The sequence below is a fragment of the Pseudomonas sp. AC172 genome (genome assembly GCF_979258595.1).
The window spans coordinates 2,867,486-2,884,777 of sequence record NZ_OZ409868.1 but is presented as its reverse complement, the minus strand read 5'-3'; the positions used below and the strand labels follow the sequence as shown (position 1 = coordinate 2,884,777).

17 protein-coding genes are annotated in these 17,292 nt (G+C 58.1%); 10 read left to right on the top strand and 7 right to left on the bottom strand.

Annotated features, from left to right (window positions below):
• Positions 1 to 2 precede the first annotated feature (2 nt).
• From ACZ0A4_RS12875 to ACZ0A4_RS12865, 3 genes are read left to right on the top strand one after another with little or no spacing between them, the layout of a single operon-like run.
• Complete coding sequence (locus ACZ0A4_RS12875) at positions 3 to 803, top strand: carbohydrate ABC transporter permease (RefSeq protein ID WP_090284391.1); 801 nt, start codon at positions 3 to 5, stop codon at positions 801 to 803.
• 10 nt (positions 804 to 813) lie between these two features.
• Positions 814 to 1,086, top strand: a complete 273-nt coding sequence (locus ACZ0A4_RS12870; protein ID WP_007912485.1) for a DUF2160 domain-containing protein — start codon at positions 814 to 816, stop codon at positions 1,084 to 1,086.
• A 47-nt stretch (positions 1,087 to 1,133) separates the two neighbouring features.
• The gene (locus tag ACZ0A4_RS12865; protein WP_016986564.1) at positions 1,134 to 2,876 is read left to right on the top strand and encodes an ABC transporter substrate-binding protein; all 1,743 of its coding nucleotides are present in this window, start codon (positions 1,134 to 1,136) and stop codon (positions 2,874 to 2,876) included.
• Between the two features lie 221 nt (positions 2,877 to 3,097).
• On the opposite strand, the gene ACZ0A4_RS12860 is transcribed toward ACZ0A4_RS12865, so the two are convergent.
• The 4 genes from ACZ0A4_RS12860 to ACZ0A4_RS12845 all read right to left on the bottom strand — a co-directional run bounded on the left by ACZ0A4_RS12860 (position 3,098) and on the right by ACZ0A4_RS12845 (position 6,280).
• Complete coding sequence (locus tag ACZ0A4_RS12860; RefSeq protein ID WP_064389299.1) at positions 3,098 to 3,475, bottom strand: type II toxin-antitoxin system VapC family toxin; 378 nt, start codon at positions 3,473 to 3,475, stop codon at positions 3,098 to 3,100.
• A complete protein-coding gene (locus ACZ0A4_RS12855; protein ID WP_224789363.1) occupies positions 3,472 to 3,810 on the bottom strand; it encodes a type II toxin-antitoxin system Phd/YefM family antitoxin in 339 nt (112 codons plus the stop codon). Before ACZ0A4_RS12855 ends, ACZ0A4_RS12860 begins: the two co-directional genes overlap by 4 nt.
• Before the next feature lie 365 nt (positions 3,811 to 4,175).
• Positions 4,176 to 5,609: a heavy metal sensor histidine kinase gene (locus tag ACZ0A4_RS12850; RefSeq protein WP_463575011.1), complete on the bottom strand. Its 1,434-nt coding sequence runs from the start codon at positions 5,607 to 5,609 to the stop codon at positions 4,176 to 4,178.
• Positions 5,606 to 6,280, bottom strand: a complete 675-nt coding sequence (locus tag ACZ0A4_RS12845) for a heavy metal response regulator transcription factor (RefSeq protein WP_095048087.1) — start codon at positions 6,278 to 6,280, stop codon at positions 5,606 to 5,608. The genes ACZ0A4_RS12850 and ACZ0A4_RS12845 overlap by 4 nt, the downstream gene beginning before the upstream one ends.
• Positions 6,281 to 6,816: 536 nt before the next feature.
• Between ACZ0A4_RS12845 and ACZ0A4_RS12840 the strand changes: the two genes are divergently transcribed.
• The 7 genes from ACZ0A4_RS12840 (at position 6,817) to ACZ0A4_RS12810 (ending at position 14,391) form a co-directional block, all read left to right on the top strand.
• Positions 6,817 to 8,064, top strand: a complete 1,248-nt coding sequence (locus tag ACZ0A4_RS12840) for a TolC family protein (protein ID WP_463575010.1) — start codon at positions 6,817 to 6,819, stop codon at positions 8,062 to 8,064.
• A 49-nt stretch (positions 8,065 to 8,113) separates the two neighbouring features.
• Positions 8,114 to 9,301: an efflux RND transporter periplasmic adaptor subunit gene (locus tag ACZ0A4_RS12835; protein WP_463575009.1), complete on the top strand. Its 1,188-nt coding sequence runs from the start codon at positions 8,114 to 8,116 to the stop codon at positions 9,299 to 9,301.
• A 14-nt stretch (positions 9,302 to 9,315) separates the two neighbouring features.
• On the top strand, positions 9,316 to 12,468 hold the full coding sequence (locus ACZ0A4_RS12830; RefSeq protein ID WP_463575008.1) for a CusA/CzcA family heavy metal efflux RND transporter: 3,153 nt from the start codon (positions 9,316 to 9,318) through the stop codon (positions 12,466 to 12,468).
• A 222-nt stretch (positions 12,469 to 12,690) separates the two neighbouring features.
• Positions 12,691 to 12,894: a co-regulatory protein PtrA N-terminal domain-containing protein gene (locus tag ACZ0A4_RS12825; RefSeq protein ID WP_463575007.1), complete on the top strand. Its 204-nt coding sequence runs from the start codon at positions 12,691 to 12,693 to the stop codon at positions 12,892 to 12,894.
• Between the two features lie 79 nt (positions 12,895 to 12,973).
• Positions 12,974 to 13,306, top strand: a complete 333-nt coding sequence (locus ACZ0A4_RS12820; RefSeq protein ID WP_463575006.1) for a DUF2790 domain-containing protein — start codon at positions 12,974 to 12,976, stop codon at positions 13,304 to 13,306.
• Between the two features lie 373 nt (positions 13,307 to 13,679).
• Positions 13,680 to 14,060, top strand: coding sequence for a DUF6124 family protein (locus tag ACZ0A4_RS12815; RefSeq protein WP_463575004.1), 381 nt, complete (start codon positions 13,680 to 13,682; stop codon positions 14,058 to 14,060).
• Between the two features lie 85 nt (positions 14,061 to 14,145).
• Positions 14,146 to 14,391, top strand: a complete 246-nt coding sequence (locus ACZ0A4_RS12810) for a hypothetical protein (RefSeq protein WP_463575003.1) — start codon at positions 14,146 to 14,148, stop codon at positions 14,389 to 14,391.
• Positions 14,392 to 14,855: 464 nt separating this feature from the next.
• Here the strand turns inward: ACZ0A4_RS12810 and ACZ0A4_RS12805 are convergent, their stop codons facing one another.
• From ACZ0A4_RS12805 to ACZ0A4_RS12795, 3 genes are all read right to left on the bottom strand, one after another.
• Positions 14,856 to 16,181, bottom strand: coding sequence for an OprD family porin (locus ACZ0A4_RS12805; RefSeq protein ID WP_463575002.1), 1,326 nt, complete (start codon positions 16,179 to 16,181; stop codon positions 14,856 to 14,858).
• 173 nt (positions 16,182 to 16,354) lie between these two features.
• Entirely contained in the window at positions 16,355 to 16,669 is a 315-nt protein-coding gene (locus ACZ0A4_RS12800) for a helix-turn-helix domain-containing protein (RefSeq protein ID WP_007964870.1), read from the bottom strand.
• The gene (locus tag ACZ0A4_RS12795; protein WP_093434372.1) at positions 16,659 to 17,009 is read right to left on the bottom strand and encodes a type II toxin-antitoxin system RelE/ParE family toxin; all 351 of its coding nucleotides are present in this window, start codon (positions 17,007 to 17,009) and stop codon (positions 16,659 to 16,661) included. Before ACZ0A4_RS12795 ends, ACZ0A4_RS12800 begins: the two co-directional genes overlap by 11 nt.
• Between the last annotated feature and the right edge of the window lie 283 nt (positions 17,010 to 17,292).

Genomic DNA, 17,292 nt, shown 5'->3' with positions numbered 1-17,292 from the left:
CCATGAGCAAAAGAAAGCTTATTCCGTTGCTGGTGTACATCCTGTTCCTGCTGGTGCCGATCTACTGGCTGCTGAACATGTCGTTCAAGAGCAACACCGAAATCCTTGGCGGCCTGACACTTTTCCCACAGGCCTTTACGCTGGCGAACTACAAGGTGATCTTTACCGACCCGAGCTGGTACACCGGTTATCTCAACTCGCTGTATTACGTGAGTTTGAACACGGTGATCTCTCTGAGCGTGGCGCTGCCGGCGGCGTATGCGTTTTCTCGCTACCGTTTTCTCGGCGACAAGCACCTGTTTTTCTGGCTGTTGACCAACCGCATGGCGCCGCCAGCGGTGTTTCTGCTGCCGTTCTTCCAGCTGTATTCGTCGATTGGCCTGTTCGACACGCACATCGCCGTGGCTTTGGCGCATTGCCTGTTTAACGTGCCGCTAGCGGTGTGGATTCTTGAGGGTTTCATGTCCGGTGTGCCGAAAGAAATCGACGAAACCGCCTACATCGACGGCTACAGTTTCCCCAAGTTCTTCGTGAAGATTTTCATCCCGCTGATCGGTTCCGGCATCGGTGTGACGGCGTTTTTCTGCTTTATGTTTTCCTGGGTCGAATTGCTGCTGGCGCGCACGTTGACCTCGGTAAACGCCAAGCCGATTGCCGCCGTCATGACGCGTACGGTGTCGGCGTCGGGTATCGACTGGGGCGTGCTGGCAGCAGCGGGGGTGTTGACCATTCTGCCCGGCATGCTGGTGATCTGGTTTGTTCGCAACCACGTGGCCAAGGGCTTTGCCCTCGGTCGGGTCTGAGGAGCTGATGATGGAATGGATGAGCTGGACCACGCCTACTGCAGCATTCTTCATCGTCATCGGCCTGATTCTGGTCGGCATGACCACGTGGGAATTGCGCTCGCCGAGCATCCTGCGGCGAGGTTTTCTGCCGATTGCCACCACCCGTGGCGATCGCTTGTTTATCGGTCTTCTCGGCAGCGCCTACCTGCATTTGCTGGTGATCGGCGCCACCGACTGGAGCATCTGGGTGGCGTCCGCGTTGTCCCTGGTGTGGCTGTTGGCTGTGATGCGTTGGGGCTAGTCGAGTCGTTCGGCAACGCGGCTCCACAACTTAAACAGGAGGTCTCTATGTTCGACAAAAACAATAAGCTGCGACATAGCATTTCATTGGCAGCCATGCTGGCACTCAGCGGTTTGAGCGCCGCCGCGTGGGCGGATGCCTACGAAGACGCGGCGAAAAAATGGATCGGCAGTGAATTCAAGCCGTCGACCCTGACGGCCGAGCAGCAACTCGAAGAACTGAAGTGGTTCATCAAGGCAGCCGAGCCTTTTCGCGGCATGGACATCAAGGTCGTTTCCGAGACCCTGACCACTCACGAATACGAGTCGAAGGTGCTGGCCAAGGCGTTCAGCGAAATCACCGGGATCAAGCTCACCCACGACCTGCTACAAGAAGGCGACGTGGTCGAGAAAATGCAGACGGTGATGCAGTCGGACAAGAATATCTATGACGGCTGGGTCAACGACTCGGACCTGATCGGTACGCACTTTCGCTACGGCAAGACCGAATCGATCACCGACCTGATGGCCAATGAAGGCAAGAACTTCACCTCGCCGACCCTCGACATCAAGGATTTTATCGGCATCTCGTTCACCACCGCGCCGGACGGCAAGATCTATCAACTGCCCGACCAGCAATTCGCCAACCTCTACTGGTTCCGCGCCGACTGGTTCGAGCGTGCTGACCTGAAAGCCAAGTTCAAGGAAAAGTACGGCTACGAATTGGGCGTGCCGGTGAACTGGTCGGCCTATGAAGACATCGCCAAATTCTTCAGCGAAGACGTCAAGGAAATCGACGGCAAGCGCGTTTACGGGCACATGGACTACGGCAAGAAAGACCCGTCGCTGGGCTGGCGCTTTACCGATGCCTGGTTCTCCATGGCCGGTGGCGGCGACAAGGGGCTACCTAATGGCTTGCCGGTGGACGAGTGGGGGATTCGTGTCGAGGACTGCCACCCGGTCGGCTCCAGCGTGACCCGTGGCGGCGACACCAACGGCCCGGCGGCGGTGTTTGCCACCACCAAGTATGTCGACTGGCTGAAGAAGTACGCGCCACCGGAAGCGGCGGGCATGACCTTCTCCGAGTCCGGCCCGGTGCCGTCGCAGGGCAACATCGCTCAGCAGATCTTCTGGTACACCGCGTTCACCGCTGACATGACCAAACCGGGCCTGCCGGTGGTCAACGCCGACGGCACGCCGAAATGGCGCATGGCGCCATCGCCGCGTGGGCCGTATTGGGAGGAGGGCATGAAGCTCGGCTATCAGGACGTGGGTTCTTGGACGTTCATGAAATCCACGCCTGAAAAGCAGAAACTCGCGGCTTGGCTGTATGCACAGTTCGTGACCTCGAAAACCGTGTCGCTGAAGAAAACCATCGTAGGGCTGACGCCGATTCGCGAGTCGGACATCAACTCGCAGGCGATGACCGATCTGGCGCCGAAACTCGGTGGCCTGGTCGAGTTCTACCGCAGCCCGGCCCGCGTGCAATGGACCCCGACCGGGACCAACGTGCCGGATTATCCGCGTCTGGCGCAACTGTGGTGGAGCCACATCGCCGAAGCGGCCAGTGGCGAGAAAACCCCGCAACAGGCGCTCGATGGTTTGGCCAAGGATCAGGACGCGATCATGACGCGCCTCGAACGCTCCAAGGCCCAGGCCGTTTGTGCACCGAAGATGAATCCGGAACGCGATGCCCAGTACTGGTTTGATCAGCCAGGCGCACCGAAACCGAAACTGGCCAACGAGAAGCCGAAAGGCGAGACCGTGAGCTACAACGAACTGCTGAAATCGTGGGCGGATGCGCGTAAGTGATAGGGGAAATGTGAAAGGCAAACGGCACCGCGAGGTGCCGTTTTTTTTGCGTCTGATCTACCGCTTTCGCTTGCAGGCAAGCTCCCACAGTTTTCTGGGATGTTCACAAACTCCGAGCACGCCGCAGATCACTGTGGGAGCTGCGGTTCGACGATTCGACTTGCCAGCGATGGCGGCCTGGCTGCCAGCATTGATGTGTGCCGGTACTGGATGTGTCTTGATCAGACCAGAACAGCCAGATCGGTGTAACGAGCAACCAAAGCATCAGCCGTGAGCAACTTCATTGGTTCAGTCATTGCTGTGGCCACGATAATGCGGTCAAACGGATCGCGATGATGGTGCTCAAGATCCTTCACGGCGATGGCGTGCTCTGCAGTCACTGGCAGTTCGATAAAGCCACTGTCGAGACAATATTGGCGGATTTCTTCCAGATCAACATTCAGCTTGCCGAGCCCGACCTTGATCGCCATTTCCCAGAAGGTGGCGGCACTGATGTAGATTTCGGCGGCGTTCTCAATCAGTTTTCTGGCTTTGCCGGACAGTCTGGCGTCATCACTGAGCGTCCAGAGCAAAATGTGCGTGTCGAGCAGAAGCCTCATGCTTGAGTGCCCTCAAATGCATCAAGCATGTCATCGGGCAATGGTGAGTCGAAATCGTCGGGCAACACCAGTTTGCCTTTCATTGCGCCAATACGCTGAGCGCTGGGTTTTCCTACGGGAACGAGGCGAGCCATCGCCCGCCCATGCTTGGCAATCGTGATGACTTGGCCTGCAGCGGCATCATCGACGAGTTTGGATAAATTGTTTTTGGCTTCAGCCAACGGAACGATGATCATCAGCTCACCCCTGTATTCTGGACAAATATAGCCAGAATATTTCAACGCTGCCAAACCATAGACTTCTTCAGCCCATTCGCAAACGATATCCCTGTTCATTTTTAGCCTCTCGTCGGTATTCCATCTGCCAAGGCCTCCACGATAGAGCTATCTACTCAAAACTGGCTGTAGGACAAAACGGAGGTTGCGGCGAGAGCTTTCGGCGTTTGTGTGGGGACGGGAGCAAATCGGTAAAAAATCGTACAAAAATATCGACTGACCCGCCGCCATCGCTGGCAAGCCAGCTCCCACAGGTTTCTGTGGAGCCCTCAAATTGCGTATGCACCGCAAATCACTGTAGGAGTGAGCCTGCTCGCGAAAGCGGCGTGTCAGACGACAAAGATATCGACGGACCCACCGCAACCGCGAGCAGGCTCACTCCTACAGGTTTCGGTGGTGTCCACAAATTCCTGGAATACCCGAGATCACTGTGGGAGCTGGCTTGCCAGCGATGGGGCCGTTGATGGCACCGCAGGAAAACCGATGCGGAACACGGTCATCGCCCCCGGCAAACTCTTAACCTGCGCCACACCCTGATGCAGGCTCATGATCGAGCGCACGATTGCGAGCCCCAACCCGGTGCTGCCCTGCGAGCGTGAGCGGCTGCTGTCGACGCGGTAGAAGCGGTCGAACAGATACGGCAAATGCTGAGCCTCAATTCCGGCGCCGGGGTTGCTGACCAGCAGGGATGCCTGCGTCGCACTTTGTTCAATCAGCAGCGTCACGGTTTTCCCGTTCGGGCAATGACGCAGCGCGTTGGACAGCAGATTGGAAATAGCCCGCTGAATCATTAACCGATCGCCCATCACCTGTGCGCTGCCAATGACATTCAAATGAATATTCTTGTCCTGCGCCGACAACGAAAACATCTCCGCGACCTTTGCCGCCTCGTCCTCCAGCGCCACCGCTTCAAACGGTGCCAGTGCCGACGGATGACTCACCTGTGCGAGAAACAGCATGTCCGAGACAATCCGCGCCACGCGGTCCAGTTCCTCGGTGCACGACACCAGCACGTCCTTGTATTCTTCGGTCGTGCGCTCGCGGGACAAGGTCACCTGCGCCTTGCCCATCAGGTTATTGATCGGCGTGCGCAACTCATGCGCCAGATCATCGGAGAATTGCGACAACTGCTGCACCCCGGCATCCAGCCGATGCAGCATGAAGTTGATGCCTTGCGCCAATTCGCTCAGCTCCTGCGGCATGTTCACCACCGATAACCGATGTTCCAGATCCTGGGTCGAAACCATTGCCGCGACCTTTCGAAACTCGCGCAACGGCGCCAAACCACGCTGCACCGCGCCCCAAGCGGTCAGGCCGATAAACACCAGCAACAACGGCAAGGCAATCAGCGTCGAGCGCAGATAGGCGCTGAGCAACGCCTCATCGTGAGCGTTATCCACTGACAGCAGCACCGGCACGCTGCTGCTGTCCTTGAGGCGAATCAGTTTCGAGGCGGTGAGGAATTTCTTGCCTAGCGCGTCGGTGCTGTCGCTGTAGGTCAGTTGATCGGTGGTGGCGCGCACCGCTTTCAATTCGACGCGCGGATCGCTCAATCCCGAGCCGGATTTGAGCAGCGGCGAGCGATGATTGAGGCGGTCATAAATGGTCAGCGTCAGGTTGTCGTGCCCCATCACCTGGTCCAGAAGAATATGCGGCTTGCCGGTGATTTCATTGGCATCGACGTACAACGACAGGCTGTGCTCCACCTGCGCCATCTTCTTTTCCAGGCTGTCTCTGGCAAGCGAATTCAGCTCATGGGTCAGGGCGAAATAGGCAAGGATCGCCAGGAACACCACCAGCAGCGCACCGAGAATACTCACCGTCAAACCGAGGCGCATCGACAGGCTGGAGGGCTTCATTCCCGTGCCTCCAGCACATAGCCGACACCGCGCAGGGTGTGGATCAGTTTGCTGTCGAACGGGTCGTCGATCTTCGCCCGCAAACGGCGGATCGACACTTCGACCACGTTGGTGTCGCAGTCGAAATTCATGTCCCACACCAACGAGATGATTTGTGTGCGCGTCAGCACTTCGCCGGACTGACGCATCAGCAGATGCAGCAGGGCGAATTCCTTGGTGGTCAGATCGATCCGCTGTTGCCCGCGAAACGCGCGATGGCGGCCCGGATCGAGCTCCAGATCAGCGACTTTCAGCACCTGCGGCACCGGGATATTTTCGCTACGACGCATCAAGGTGCGCACCCGCGCCAGCAGTTCGGGAAACTCGAACGGCTTGACCAGATAATCGTCGGCGCCCAGATCGAGACCACGAATCTTGTCGGCCAGACGCCCGCGCGCTGTCAGCATCATCACCCGCGTCGAATGGGTGCGACGCAGTTGCTCCAGCACGCCCCAGCCATCCAGTTCCGGCAGGTTCACGTCGAGAATAATCAGGTCATACGCTTGTTGCTGCGCCAGATGCAGGCCATCGGCACCGGTGGCGGCGTGGTCAACGACATAGCCACTTTCGGTCAAACCCTGATGCAAGTATTCGGCAGCTTTAAGCTCGTCCTCGACGACAAGGATTCGCATGATCTTTCACCACTTTTATTTAATGGATATTTAATTACAAAAGGCCCTCACCCTAGCCCTCTCCCGGAGGGAGAGGGGACTGAATGGGGGATATTTCAGAACTACGCCGACATGAAAAAGCTTTACTGAATCCATAATCAACTTGATGTAGCAGGTCGATAAATAACGCCAGACAACTTGGTCGGCTCCCTCTCCCTCCGGGAGAGGGCTGGGGCGAGGGGAGGCCAGGACAATAAAGGTTGTAGTGGCTACAGGGTCAACCGCCAAGCGTTTAAAAACGGAGCTCTGCGACAGCCTGTCGCAGCACAAACTGCAAAATTCCCATGACATTGATTTACACAAGTGCAGTTCAGCAGATAACTAGCGTGCATTTGTTTCGATGTATTACGACAACAGCGTTCGCATTTCGCATCCTAAAACAAAACAACGAGTTCAAACCGTGGATAACGGATTTGTAATGTTCCAGTCACCTTGTCGATAAGTTCAAAACCCTACCGTGGCGGCATCAAAGATTCTTGAATTAAGGAAGTCTGCCATTGCCCGGTTTAATAGAACTGACGGCGCAATCACGCCTGCAAAAAACACTCGGCGGCCTGCTGTTATTGGCCAGTGCCAGTCTGGCGAATGCCTCGACGTTGACGCTGGATCAAGCCTTGCGAAGCGCCTTCGCCGGTAACCCGGATCTGGCCGCCGCGCAGTGGGAAATCGGCATTGCCGAAGGCGATCGTGTGCAGGCTGGTCTGATCCCCAACCCCGAAGTCTCCTGGGAGGCTGAAGACACTCGGCGCGAGTCGCGCACGACCACGGTGATGCTCAGTCAACCGATTGAACTTGGCGGCAAACGCGGTGCACGCATCGATGTCGCCAGCCGTGCGCAAGACGCTGCCAGCCTCGAGCTTGCGCGCAAGCGCAATGCCTTGCGTGCCGATGTTATTCAGGCGTTCAACAGCGCGCAAACCGCACAGCAACGTTTGCAGCTGTCTCGGCAGTCGCTGCAACTGGCCGAGCACGGTTTACGCGTGGCGCAGGGGCGCATCGAGGCGGGTAAATCGTCGCCCGTCGAGGGCACGCGGGCGCAAGTGCAGCTCTCGGAAGTGCGCCTGGAGCTGAGCCGCGCCGAACGCGATCAGGCCAATGCCTATCAGCAGTTGGCGCAAGTCATGGGCACACCGTTGCCGACGTCGAGCAAGGTACAGGCGCCCACGCAAAGCATGCCGGCCGTTCCTCCACCGACACGATTGCTCGAGCGTCTGAACGAGACCGCCGAGCTGCGTCTGGCCACGTTGCAGATCGATCAGCGCGAAGCGTCATTGGGCCTGGAAAAGTCCCAGCGCATCCCCGACCTTACCGTGAGCATCGGCAGCCAATACAGCGAAACCGAGCGCGAGCGGGTCAACGTGGTCGGCCTGTCGATGCCGATTCCGCTGTTCAACCGCAATCAGGGCAACGTCCTCGCGGCCGCCCGCCGAACCGATCAGGCACGGGATCTGCGCAACGCCACCGAGCTGCGATTGCGCACGGAAATCCAGACCAGTCTCGAGCAATGGCAGACCGCCAATGGCGAAGTCAAAGCGTTCAACCAGACCATCCTGCCCGCCGCGCAAAGTGCGGTCGACAGCGCCACGCGCGGTTTCGAAATGGGCAAGTTCGGCTTCCTTGATGTGCTCGATGCGCAACGCACGTTGATCGCTGCGCGAAGCCAATACATCCAGGCCGTCAGCGACGCCACCGACGCCCGCGTACGCATTGAACGGATCTTCGGCGAGCTCGCCGTCAGCCCTTGAATTTCACCTTTCACATCACTGCGCGCAGGTACGGTGCAGAGGAGTTTCCATGGATAAAAAACTGATGATTGTCGCGGTGGCGACGTTGGCGCTGGGCATTGGCATCGGATCGCAGTGGGCCGGTAACTCAAGCATCGACGCCCACGCCGATGAGGCTGCTGAACACGCCGATCACGCCGAAGAAGGTGCAGCGGCTGAACATGCCGAAGAAGGGCACATCGAATTGAGCGTCGAGCAGATCACGGCTGCCGGTATTCAACTCGCCGAAGCAAAGGCGCAAAACATCAGCCTTGGCCTGCCGTTCCCCGGCGAAGTGCGCTTCGACGAAGACCGCACCGCCCACGTCGTGCCGCGCGTCCCGGGTGTGGTCGAGTCGGTGGCAGTCAACCTCGGGCAAACCGTGAAGAAGGGCCAGTTGCTGGCGGTGATCGCCAGTCAGCAGATCTCCGATCAACGCAGCGAACAAGCCGCCGCGGCGCGTCGCTTGGCCCTGGCGCGCACCACCTACGAGCGCGAGAAAAAGCTCTGGCAGGACAAGATCTCCGCCGAGCAGGATTTCCTCCAGGCGCGCCAGGCACTGCAAGAAGCCGAAATCGCCGTGAGCAATGCCCGGCAAAAGATCAGCGTGCTCAGCGGCAGCGTGGTCGCCACCGGTGGCAACCGTTACGAATTGCGCGCGCCGTTCGACGGCGTGGTGGTGGAAAAACACCTGACGCCGGGGGAAGTCGTTGATGAAACCACGGCGGCATTCACGCTCTCGGATCTGTCGCGAGTATGGGTCACGTTCGGCGTTTCACCGAAGGATCTGAACAAGGTTCAAATCGGCAAAGCGGTCACCGTCAGCGCCCCGGAATTGAACGCGGAAGTCGTCGGCAGCGTGGCTTACGTCGGCAGCTTGCTCGGCGAACAAACCCGCACTGCGACCGTTCGCGTAACGCTGGAAAACCCGCAAGGCTCGTGGCGCCCCGGTCTGTTCGTCACTGCGCTGGTGGCGACCGACAGCCGCGAAGCGAAAGTCGCCGTGCCGGAATCTGCGATCCAGACCGTGGAGGATAAACCAACGGTATTCGTGCGAACCGACGACGGTTTCGAAGCGCGCGCGGTTGAGCTGGGCAGTCGCGCCGCCGGCCACGTGGAAATCACCCAAGGCCTGGAGCCGGGCGCGCAAGTCGCCAGCGCTGGCAGCTTCGTCCTCAAATCGGAACTGGGCAAAGCCTCAGCCGAGCACAGCCACTGATCCGGAAGAATCCCATGTTCGAACGCCTGATCCAGTTTGCCATCGAGCAGCGCATTATCGTCCTGCTCGCCGTTCTGCTCATGGCCGGCCTCGGCATCGCCAGTTATCAAAAACTGCCGATCGACGCCGTGCCCGACATCACCAACGTCCAGGTGCAGATCAACACCGGCGCCGCCGGGTTCTCGCCGCTGGAAACCGAGCAGCGCATCACTTTCCCGATTGAAACCGCCATGGCCGGTTTGCCGGCGCTGGAGCAGACCCGTTCGTTGTCGCGTTCGGGGCTGTCGCAGGTCACGGTGATCTTCAAGGACGGCACCGACCTGTTTTTCGCTCGCCAATTGGTCAACGAGCGTTTGCAGATCGCCAAGGAGCAATTGCCCGAAGGCGCGGAGGCGGTCATGGGGCCGATCTCCACCGGCCTCGGCGAGATCTTTCTGTGGACCGTGGAAGCCAAGGAAGGCGCGCTGAAGGACGACGGCACAGCCTACACGCCGACCGATCTGCGGGTGATTCAGGACTGGATCATCAAGCCGCAATTACGCAACGTGCCGGGTGTCGCCGAGATCAACACCATCGGCGGTTTCGCCAAGGAATATCAGATTGCGCCGGATCCGAAACGCCTGGCCGCCTACAAGCTGACGCTGACCGATCTGGTCACCGCACTTGAGCGTAACAACGCCAACGTCGGTGCCGGCTACATCGAGCGCAGCGGCGAGCAGTTGCTGATCCGCGCGCCGGGGCAAGTGGCGAGTACCGAGGACATCGCCAACATTGTCATGGCCAATGTCGACGGCACGCCGATCCGGGTGAAGAACGTAGCAACAGTCGAAATCGGCCGCGAATTGCGCAGCGGCGCGGCCACGGAAAACGGTCGCGAAGTGGTGCTCGGCACCGTGTTCATGTTGATCGGCGAGAACAGCCGCACGGTCTCGCAAGCGGTCGCCAGCAAGCTCGAACAGATCAACAAATCCTTGCCGCAAGGCGTGATCGCCGTGCCGGTGTACGACCGCACGCACCTGGTCGACAAAGCCATCGCCACGGTGAAAAAGAACCTCATCGAAGGCGCGATTCTGGTCATCGCGATTCTGTTTCTGTTCCTCGGTAATATCCGCGCGGCGCTGATTACCGCGATGGTGATTCCGCTGTCGATGCTGTTCACCTTCACCGGGATGTTCAGCAACAAGGTCAGCGCCAATCTGATGAGCCTCGGCGCGCTCGACTTCGGCATCATTGTCGACGGTGCGGTGGTCATCGTCGAAAACACCCTGCGCCGCTTGGCTCACGCGCAGCAGCATCACGGCCGATTGTTGACCCGTGCCGAGCGTTTCAAGGAAGTCTTTGCGGCGGCGAAAGAGGCGCGGCGACCGCTGATTTTCGGCCAGTTGATCATCATGGTCGTGTACCTGCCGATCTTTGCCCTGAGCGGTGTCGAAGGGAAAATGTTCCACCCGATGGCGTTCACTGTGGTCATCGCTTTGCTTGGCGCGATGCTATTGTCGGTGACCTTCGTGCCGGCGGCGATTGCGTTGTTTGTGACCGGTAAGGTCAAGGAAGAAGAGGGCGCGGTGATGCGTGGCGCGCGTCGTGTTTATGCGCCGGCGCTGCTATGGGTGATGAGTCATCGTGCTGTCGCAGTGGGCGCTGCTTTGGGCGTGATCGTGCTCAGCGGTGTGCTCACCAGCCGCATGGGCAGCGAGTTTGTGCCCAGCCTCAGCGAAGGCGATTTTGCCTTGCAGGCGCTGCGCGTGCCGGGCACCAGCCTGACGCAATCGGTGGACATGCAGCAGCGCCTCGAGACATTGATTCTGGCCAAGGTGCCGGAGGTCGAACGTGTTTTCGCTCGCACCGGCACCGCCGAGATCGCCTCCGACCCGATGCCGCCGAATATCTCCGACAGCTACGTGATGCTCAAGCCGAAAGAGCAGTGGCCGGCCCCGGACAAATCCCGCGAAACCCTGATGGCCGAACTGCAAGCCGCCGCCGCGACGCTGCCGGGCAGCAACTATGAACTGTCGCAGCCAATTCAACTGCGGTTCAACGAACTGATCTCCGGGGTGCGCAGCGATGTCGCAGTGAAGGTGTTCGGTGATGACATGGACGTGCTCAACGCCACCGCTGCGAAAATTGCCGCCGCGATGCAGAAGGTCAACGGTGCCTCCGAGGTCAAGGTTGAACAAACAACCGGGCTGCCGGTGCTGACCATCAACATTGATCGCGACAAGGCCGCGCGTTATGGGCTGAATGTCGGTGATGTGCAGGACACCATTGCGGTCGCGGTCGGTGGTCGACAGGCCGGGACGTTGTATGAGGGTGACCGGCGTTTCGACATGGTGGTGCGTTTGTCTGATGCCATGCGCAAGGACATCGATGGCTTGTCGGCGCTGTTGATTCCGGTGCCGGCGCCTCTGAATGCAGCGGCCAATCAGATTGGTTTCATCGCGCTGCAAGACGTCGCCAGCCTCGATCTGGTGCTCGGGCCGAATCAGGTCAGCCGCGAGAATGGCAAGCGTCTGGTGATCGTCAGCGCCAACGTGCGCGGGCGTGACATTGGCTCATTTGTCAGCGAGGCCGGCGATGTGATCGAGCGTGATGTGCAAGTCCCGGCGGGTTACTGGACCAGTTGGGGCGGCCAGTTCGAGCAACTGCAATCGGCGGCCAAGCGCTTGCAGATTGTCGTGCCGGTGGCGTTGCTGCTGGTGTTCGGCTTGTTGTTCATGATGTTCAACAATCTGAAGGACGGCTTGCTGGTGTTTACCGGGATTCCGTTTGCCTTGACCGGTGGGGTCATGGCGCTGTGGCTGCGGGATATTCCGTTGTCGATTTCCGCTGGCGTCGGGTTTATCGCGTTGTCCGGGGTGGCGGTGTTGAACGGCTTGGTGATGATTGCGTTTATTCGTAATTTGCGTGAGGAGGGGCGGACGCTGTCCGATGCCATTAACGAAGGTGCGTTGACGCGTTTGCGGCCGGTGTTGATGACGGCGTTGGTGGCGTCGCTGGGCTTTATTCCCATGGCGCTTGCGACGGGCACCGGTGCAGAGGTGCAGCGACCACTGGCGACCGTGGTGATCGGCGGGATTTTGTCTTCCACGATCCTGACGTTGCTGATCTTGCCGGCGCTCTATCAACTCGCCCATCGCCGGGATGAGGACACCGTTCCATCTAACTAGGCAATCCCCCTGTAGGAGTGAGCCTGCTCGCGATAGCGGTCTATCAGTCAGATCTACATTGACTGACCCACCGCCATCGCGAGCAGGCGAAGGCCTACAGGTTTTGTGTTCGACTTCAGAAGAGTGCCCGGCACATAACGGATATGTAATTTCCCCGCCACCGTCACGAAAGGTTCGGATTGTTACCTTGATTCCGTCAGCTACTTAAACGAGGAATCAAAGATGAAACTTGCCCAACTCACTGCCTTCGCCGCTGCTCTGGCGATCTCTTCTGTGGCCCTGGCCGAAGGCGGCGGTGACCGCACATTCGAGCGGATGATGACCAGCAACGAGCGCTCCATGGAGCTCTTCGTCGCCAAGGAAAAAGCCGCCGGCAACCCGGTCGTGGTCAATGACAAGAAAGACGACAAAACCCGCGATCTGTAAGCCTGTTGCACCTGAACAAGCCCTTCATCGCGCATCGATGCCGGGCTTTTTTTCAAGCTCGGACGGGAAGGAAATGGATATGAAAGTACTCAAGTTGATCGCATTCGCGGCTGTCATGGCGACGTCGGTAAATGTGCTGGCCGAAGGCGGTGGTGACCGCACCTTTGAACGTGCGCTCAGCGCCAACAGCAAAGCCATGGAACAGTACGCCGCCAACCAGGGCAAAGCGCCGCCGGTGGTGAAGGATTACGAATACGGAATGAAACTGGACGTGGCCAAAGTGGTGAGCGTGGTCAAGCCGCAGCCTGCGTGCAAAGTGGTGCCAACGGCCATGACCTACGAGGACTCCAAGGGGCAGCTCAACACCATCAAGTACAACGTGATGGGCGTGTGTCGCAACGGCGGGAGCTGAATCCTTTACGGCGAAACGCAGCTCCTACACGTTCTGTATTTCAATTCGTAATGTTTATGTGTTGTGTGAGAAGTGCGGAACCTTCCCACAATGTTTTCAGGTTGTCTGTCGGACGTCCGCTCTCTAGCCTGTATGGGTCGCTGCCAAATCAGCGATCGGGATTGGAACCCCGCGGCTCAACTGAAGCAAAACGCACTGTTCATGACGTATGCTTGCGCACTTTCATGTGTGCACTCCGTTATGGCGGCTGTGCGCGGGAGACTTCGAGTCTGTCGGGTTTGCTCAGTTGCCCGGGTTCCAACCTGCGTACAGCTGCCACCCTTTCGCGTGGAACCGAAAGGGCCAGCTCCACCTTCAAGCTGAGTAAAACATCATGAAAAAGCCAACACCCAATCCTCCCGAAGCAGACGCCATCCCCGACGCCAACTCAACATCCCCCTACGCCTCCGTCGACACCCGAAAACTCCACGAAGCCGCCGACCGCGCCCTCGACTTCTACCTCAAACCCTCAGCCGCCATCATGTCCGCGCCGTACATCCCCAACCAGATGTTCCTGGTCAATCCCAAAGCCGACACCGAGTCATTACTGGCCAACGCCAGCGAATCCCTGGCCTCGGCCACAGTGATGCTCGGTGACTTCGCCGCGCTATTAGGCGGCACCCATCGCAAGACCCTGCTCGGCATCGCGCAGGTCGTCATGCTCGGCGAACTGGCGGTGAACAAAGCGCTGGATAACGTAGATCCTGCTCAATAGGTCACTGACAAAGTGGCGGGAGTTGTATTTCTCGCCACGCCGTGGCTAACGCAGGCCAATGCCCGAACACAACGGAGACAGGTCAATGCCCAGTCCAATCGAGCGTGATGTGATTACCGATCTCCTTTCAAGCTGTCGAAGAACAGATCGAAAGAAACAGCACGTGAATGATCTTGCACCCGTCATGTGCCAGCAGACGATTCTGGAGGCGCAACCGTATCTTCTCGATGACGTCGCATTCAACGCATTCGAGCAGACTATCGAAGCTAACCCCGCCCGAAGCAATATTCGCTTACACCAATTGAAAGCTCGCCCAAAACGTTGGAGCTGACATTAACCATCGCTGGGTGTGCTGCCGAAATCAGATGACGTTTTTCGAGGCGTGCAAGTCGTAATGATTGGCGAACTGACGGTGAGCAGTGCGCTCGATGATGTCGAGCCTGTGGCTTATTTACCGAGGGTCGATTTTATTTGTGTTGCGTGAGGCTCTCACAATCCCTCATCTGCCCTTTTCGAAGCGGCGGACAACCCCAAAGGAGAAAGGGAACAGATCTTCAAGCCATTCAAAACCAGAGTACGCCTCGGTTTTTCAGGTCGATGTATCTTCAACAGCCAACTCGGTCAGTCCCCTCTACCTCTGGGAGAGGGCTAGGGTGAGGGCCGGGCCTAAACCTGGAATACATAACCACGGCAAAACGCAGCGCAAAAAAAAAGCGCCCCGAAGGACGCCAAAAGATTCACCTCTTACCAAAGGAGCAAGGAGCTTCTAAAGGTGAATTTGCATCAACCGCGCAATCAAAGAATCGCCAATGGATACTCGACGATCACCCGCACTTCATCCAGATCCGACTCGAACGCCGTGGCGCGGGTGGTGGCTTGGCGCAAGCGCAGTGACAGGTCCTTCATCGAACCGCTTTGCACCACGTATTTGACTTCGATATCGCGCTCCCATCGCTTCTGATCGGTCAGCGGATTGCCCTCGGCATCGCGGCGCATATACACGGCGTTTGCGTTGGAATAATCAGCGTCGGTGCCGCGCGCGTAACGGGTCATGAACGACAGACCCGGCACGCCGTAAGTGCTCATGTCGAGGTCATACCGCACCATCCACGAGCGTTCTTTCGGCGAGTTGAAATCGCTGTACTGGATCGAGTTGTCGAGGAAGATCGAGTCGGACTGGCGCAGGTAATCGAAGTCGTCATTACCGTTGTTGCGCTGGTGGGAGAGGGCGACGGAGTGGGCACCAAGCTTGACGCCGACGCGGCCACTCCAGATGTTGTTGTCGAATTCGCCGAGCAGTTGCTTGCCCTCGTCGACGGCCTTGTAATAGTTCAGGCCACCGAACAGTGAGAGGTCATCGGACAGCGGATACGTCCAGGCCGTACCGGCGTAATACTGATTCCACGCATCCTTGAGACGGCTGGAATACAGACTGAAACTGAGGTTCTTGTTCAACGCGTAATCGCCGCCACCATAAGCGATCCACGGCGAATTGACCGGCCCGGCGTAGAACGTGGCGAAGTTCTCGCGCATGTCGCTCGACACCGGTTGGCTCATCGCATGCAACCGCCCGCCCTGCACCGATAGACCTTCAATGCTGGTGTTGCTCGCCGTCACCCCGCGAAAGCTCTCCGGCAACAAGCGCGAGTCACCCGCCGCAACCACCGGATTGGCCGGGAACACATCGCCAACCTTGACCACCGTATCGAACGCCCGCACCTTGGCCGCGCCACCGACTTTGGTGTATTCGTCTCGCGCCTCGCCATCACTGTTCACCGGCAACACATCGAACGAACTGCGCCCGCCATTTCGCCCGTCACCGGTATCGAGCTTCAGCCCGATCATCGCAAACGCATCGACACCGAAGCCGACGGTGCCTTGGGTAAAACCGGATTCGAACTTGCTGATCACGGCATGCGCCCAGGCTTCGGAATAACCGTTGCCGGTGGGGCTGGACTGGCCGTTGCGATGATCACGATTGAAGTAGAAGTTGCGGTTGAGCAGCGTCAGGCTGCTGCCTTCGACAAAGCCTTCAGGCTTGTCTTCTGCAAACACCACGGACGGCCCTGAGCCGACCACCACCGCTAAAGCGGCCATCGATATTTTTGTAGGGTTAACCATCAAACACTCCTTGGGTTCGGCAGAACGGGAACGTGCTTCGGCGTGGGTTTTGTTGTTCGGCGGGGCAGGGCCCGCCGGCATGGTCGCCGGGTCACATCGTTGCAAGCTGCGGATAACGCCAAGGTGATGAGGGAATTACAATTTCGTCATGTGGCTGGAATCACAACCCTGTGTCAGGTCAGGGCTGCGAGTTGTTCGATTGTCTGTGGAAAACGCTCGACCAGACGGATCAGGGTTGTGGCCTGAGCATTGGGCGTTGCTCGTCCTTGCTCCCAGTTTTCGAGCGTTCGCGTGTTGGTGCGTAGATACATCGCGAATACTGACCGGGAAAGATTAAGTTGCTGACGGATGGCTACCACTTCCTCCGCAGTGATCGGCATCAGTTTTGGCAGCTGAACTTTGTGGGTACGCAAGGTGATTTTGCCTTGGCGTTCATCGGCCAGTGCTTCCAGTCCATCCATCAGTTCGGAAAAAATGTCACGTTTCATAATGGGTTCTCGCGTTGAGTTCTCTATCCAGTGTTTTTCTGAAAAGTTTTTTCTGGGCAGGCGTCAAATCGTCCTGCTCGTTTTTGTTGTAGACGGTAAAGAGCCAGAACTGATCGAAGCCTGACCACCAGTAATAAATCACTCGTAATCCGCTGCGCTTGCCTTTCCCTCTTCGTTGGTCGCCAAAGCGAATTTTACGAAGCCCACCTGTGTCTTCTATGAGATCGCCCGCTTCCGGGTTTTTCAGTAACTCCAGTTGAAAGCTGCGAAACAGATCGTCATCCAGATAGTCATCTCGGTGCTTCTGAAATACAGGCAATTCGATAAATAGAGCATCCATGTTCTGTACGCTACCTACGTATAGTGTTGTCTCGATAATCGAATCGGTCAAGGCCTCTTGGCCTTGCTTTTCGTCCCTTTTTCAACGGTAGGCGCCGCTCGTAAAAACACCTGTAGGACGAATCGCCGCGTGTGGTGAGAACGTTCGACTGTTCTATGAAGAGGCTTCGCAGCTGCCGTGTCGGAATAATCCCGCAGCAGTGCCCAACGCCGAATGGCGATAGCGGTGGGGGGGGCAGGCTAAGAAGAGGTTGAATGCGCCGACGCCTTCGCGAGCAGGCTCG

Excerpts from the sequence above, each read along its gene's own strand:
- ACZ0A4_RS12875 (WP_090284391.1), top strand. The coding sequence starts at position 3 with ATGAGCAAAAGAAAGCTTATTCCGTTGCTGGTGTACATCCTGTTCCTG.
- ACZ0A4_RS12870 (WP_007912485.1), top strand. The coding sequence starts at position 814 with ATGGAATGGATGAGCTGGACCACGCCTACTGCAGCATTCTTCATCGTC.
- ACZ0A4_RS12865 (WP_016986564.1), top strand. The coding sequence starts at position 1,134 with ATGTTCGACAAAAACAATAAGCTGCGACATAGCATTTCATTGGCAGCC.
- ACZ0A4_RS12860 (WP_064389299.1), bottom strand. The coding sequence starts at position 3,475 with ATGAGGCTTCTGCTCGACACGCACATTTTGCTCTGGACGCTCAGTGAT.
- ACZ0A4_RS12855 (WP_224789363.1), bottom strand. The coding sequence starts at position 3,810 with ATGAACAGGGATATCGTTTGCGAATGGGCTGAAGAAGTCTATGGTTTG.
- ACZ0A4_RS12850 (WP_463575011.1), bottom strand. The coding sequence starts at position 5,609 with ATGAAGCCCTCCAGCCTGTCGATGCGCCTCGGTTTGACGGTGAGTATT.
- ACZ0A4_RS12845 (WP_095048087.1), bottom strand. The coding sequence starts at position 6,280 with ATGCGAATCCTTGTCGTCGAGGACGAGCTTAAAGCTGCCGAATACTTG.
- ACZ0A4_RS12835 (WP_463575009.1), top strand. The coding sequence starts at position 8,114 with ATGGATAAAAAACTGATGATTGTCGCGGTGGCGACGTTGGCGCTGGGC.
- ACZ0A4_RS12830 (WP_463575008.1), top strand. The coding sequence starts at position 9,316 with ATGTTCGAACGCCTGATCCAGTTTGCCATCGAGCAGCGCATTATCGTC.
- ACZ0A4_RS12825 (WP_463575007.1), top strand. The coding sequence starts at position 12,691 with ATGAAACTTGCCCAACTCACTGCCTTCGCCGCTGCTCTGGCGATCTCT.
- ACZ0A4_RS12820 (WP_463575006.1), top strand. The coding sequence starts at position 12,974 with ATGAAAGTACTCAAGTTGATCGCATTCGCGGCTGTCATGGCGACGTCG.
- ACZ0A4_RS12815 (WP_463575004.1), top strand. The coding sequence starts at position 13,680 with ATGAAAAAGCCAACACCCAATCCTCCCGAAGCAGACGCCATCCCCGAC.
- ACZ0A4_RS12810 (WP_463575003.1), top strand. The coding sequence starts at position 14,146 with ATGCCCAGTCCAATCGAGCGTGATGTGATTACCGATCTCCTTTCAAGC.
- ACZ0A4_RS12805 (WP_463575002.1), bottom strand. The coding sequence starts at position 16,181 with ATGGTTAACCCTACAAAAATATCGATGGCCGCTTTAGCGGTGGTGGTC.
- ACZ0A4_RS12800 (WP_007964870.1), bottom strand. The coding sequence starts at position 16,669 with ATGAAACGTGACATTTTTTCCGAACTGATGGATGGACTGGAAGCACTG.
- ACZ0A4_RS12795 (WP_093434372.1), bottom strand. The coding sequence starts at position 17,009 with ATGGATGCTCTATTTATCGAATTGCCTGTATTTCAGAAGCACCGAGAT.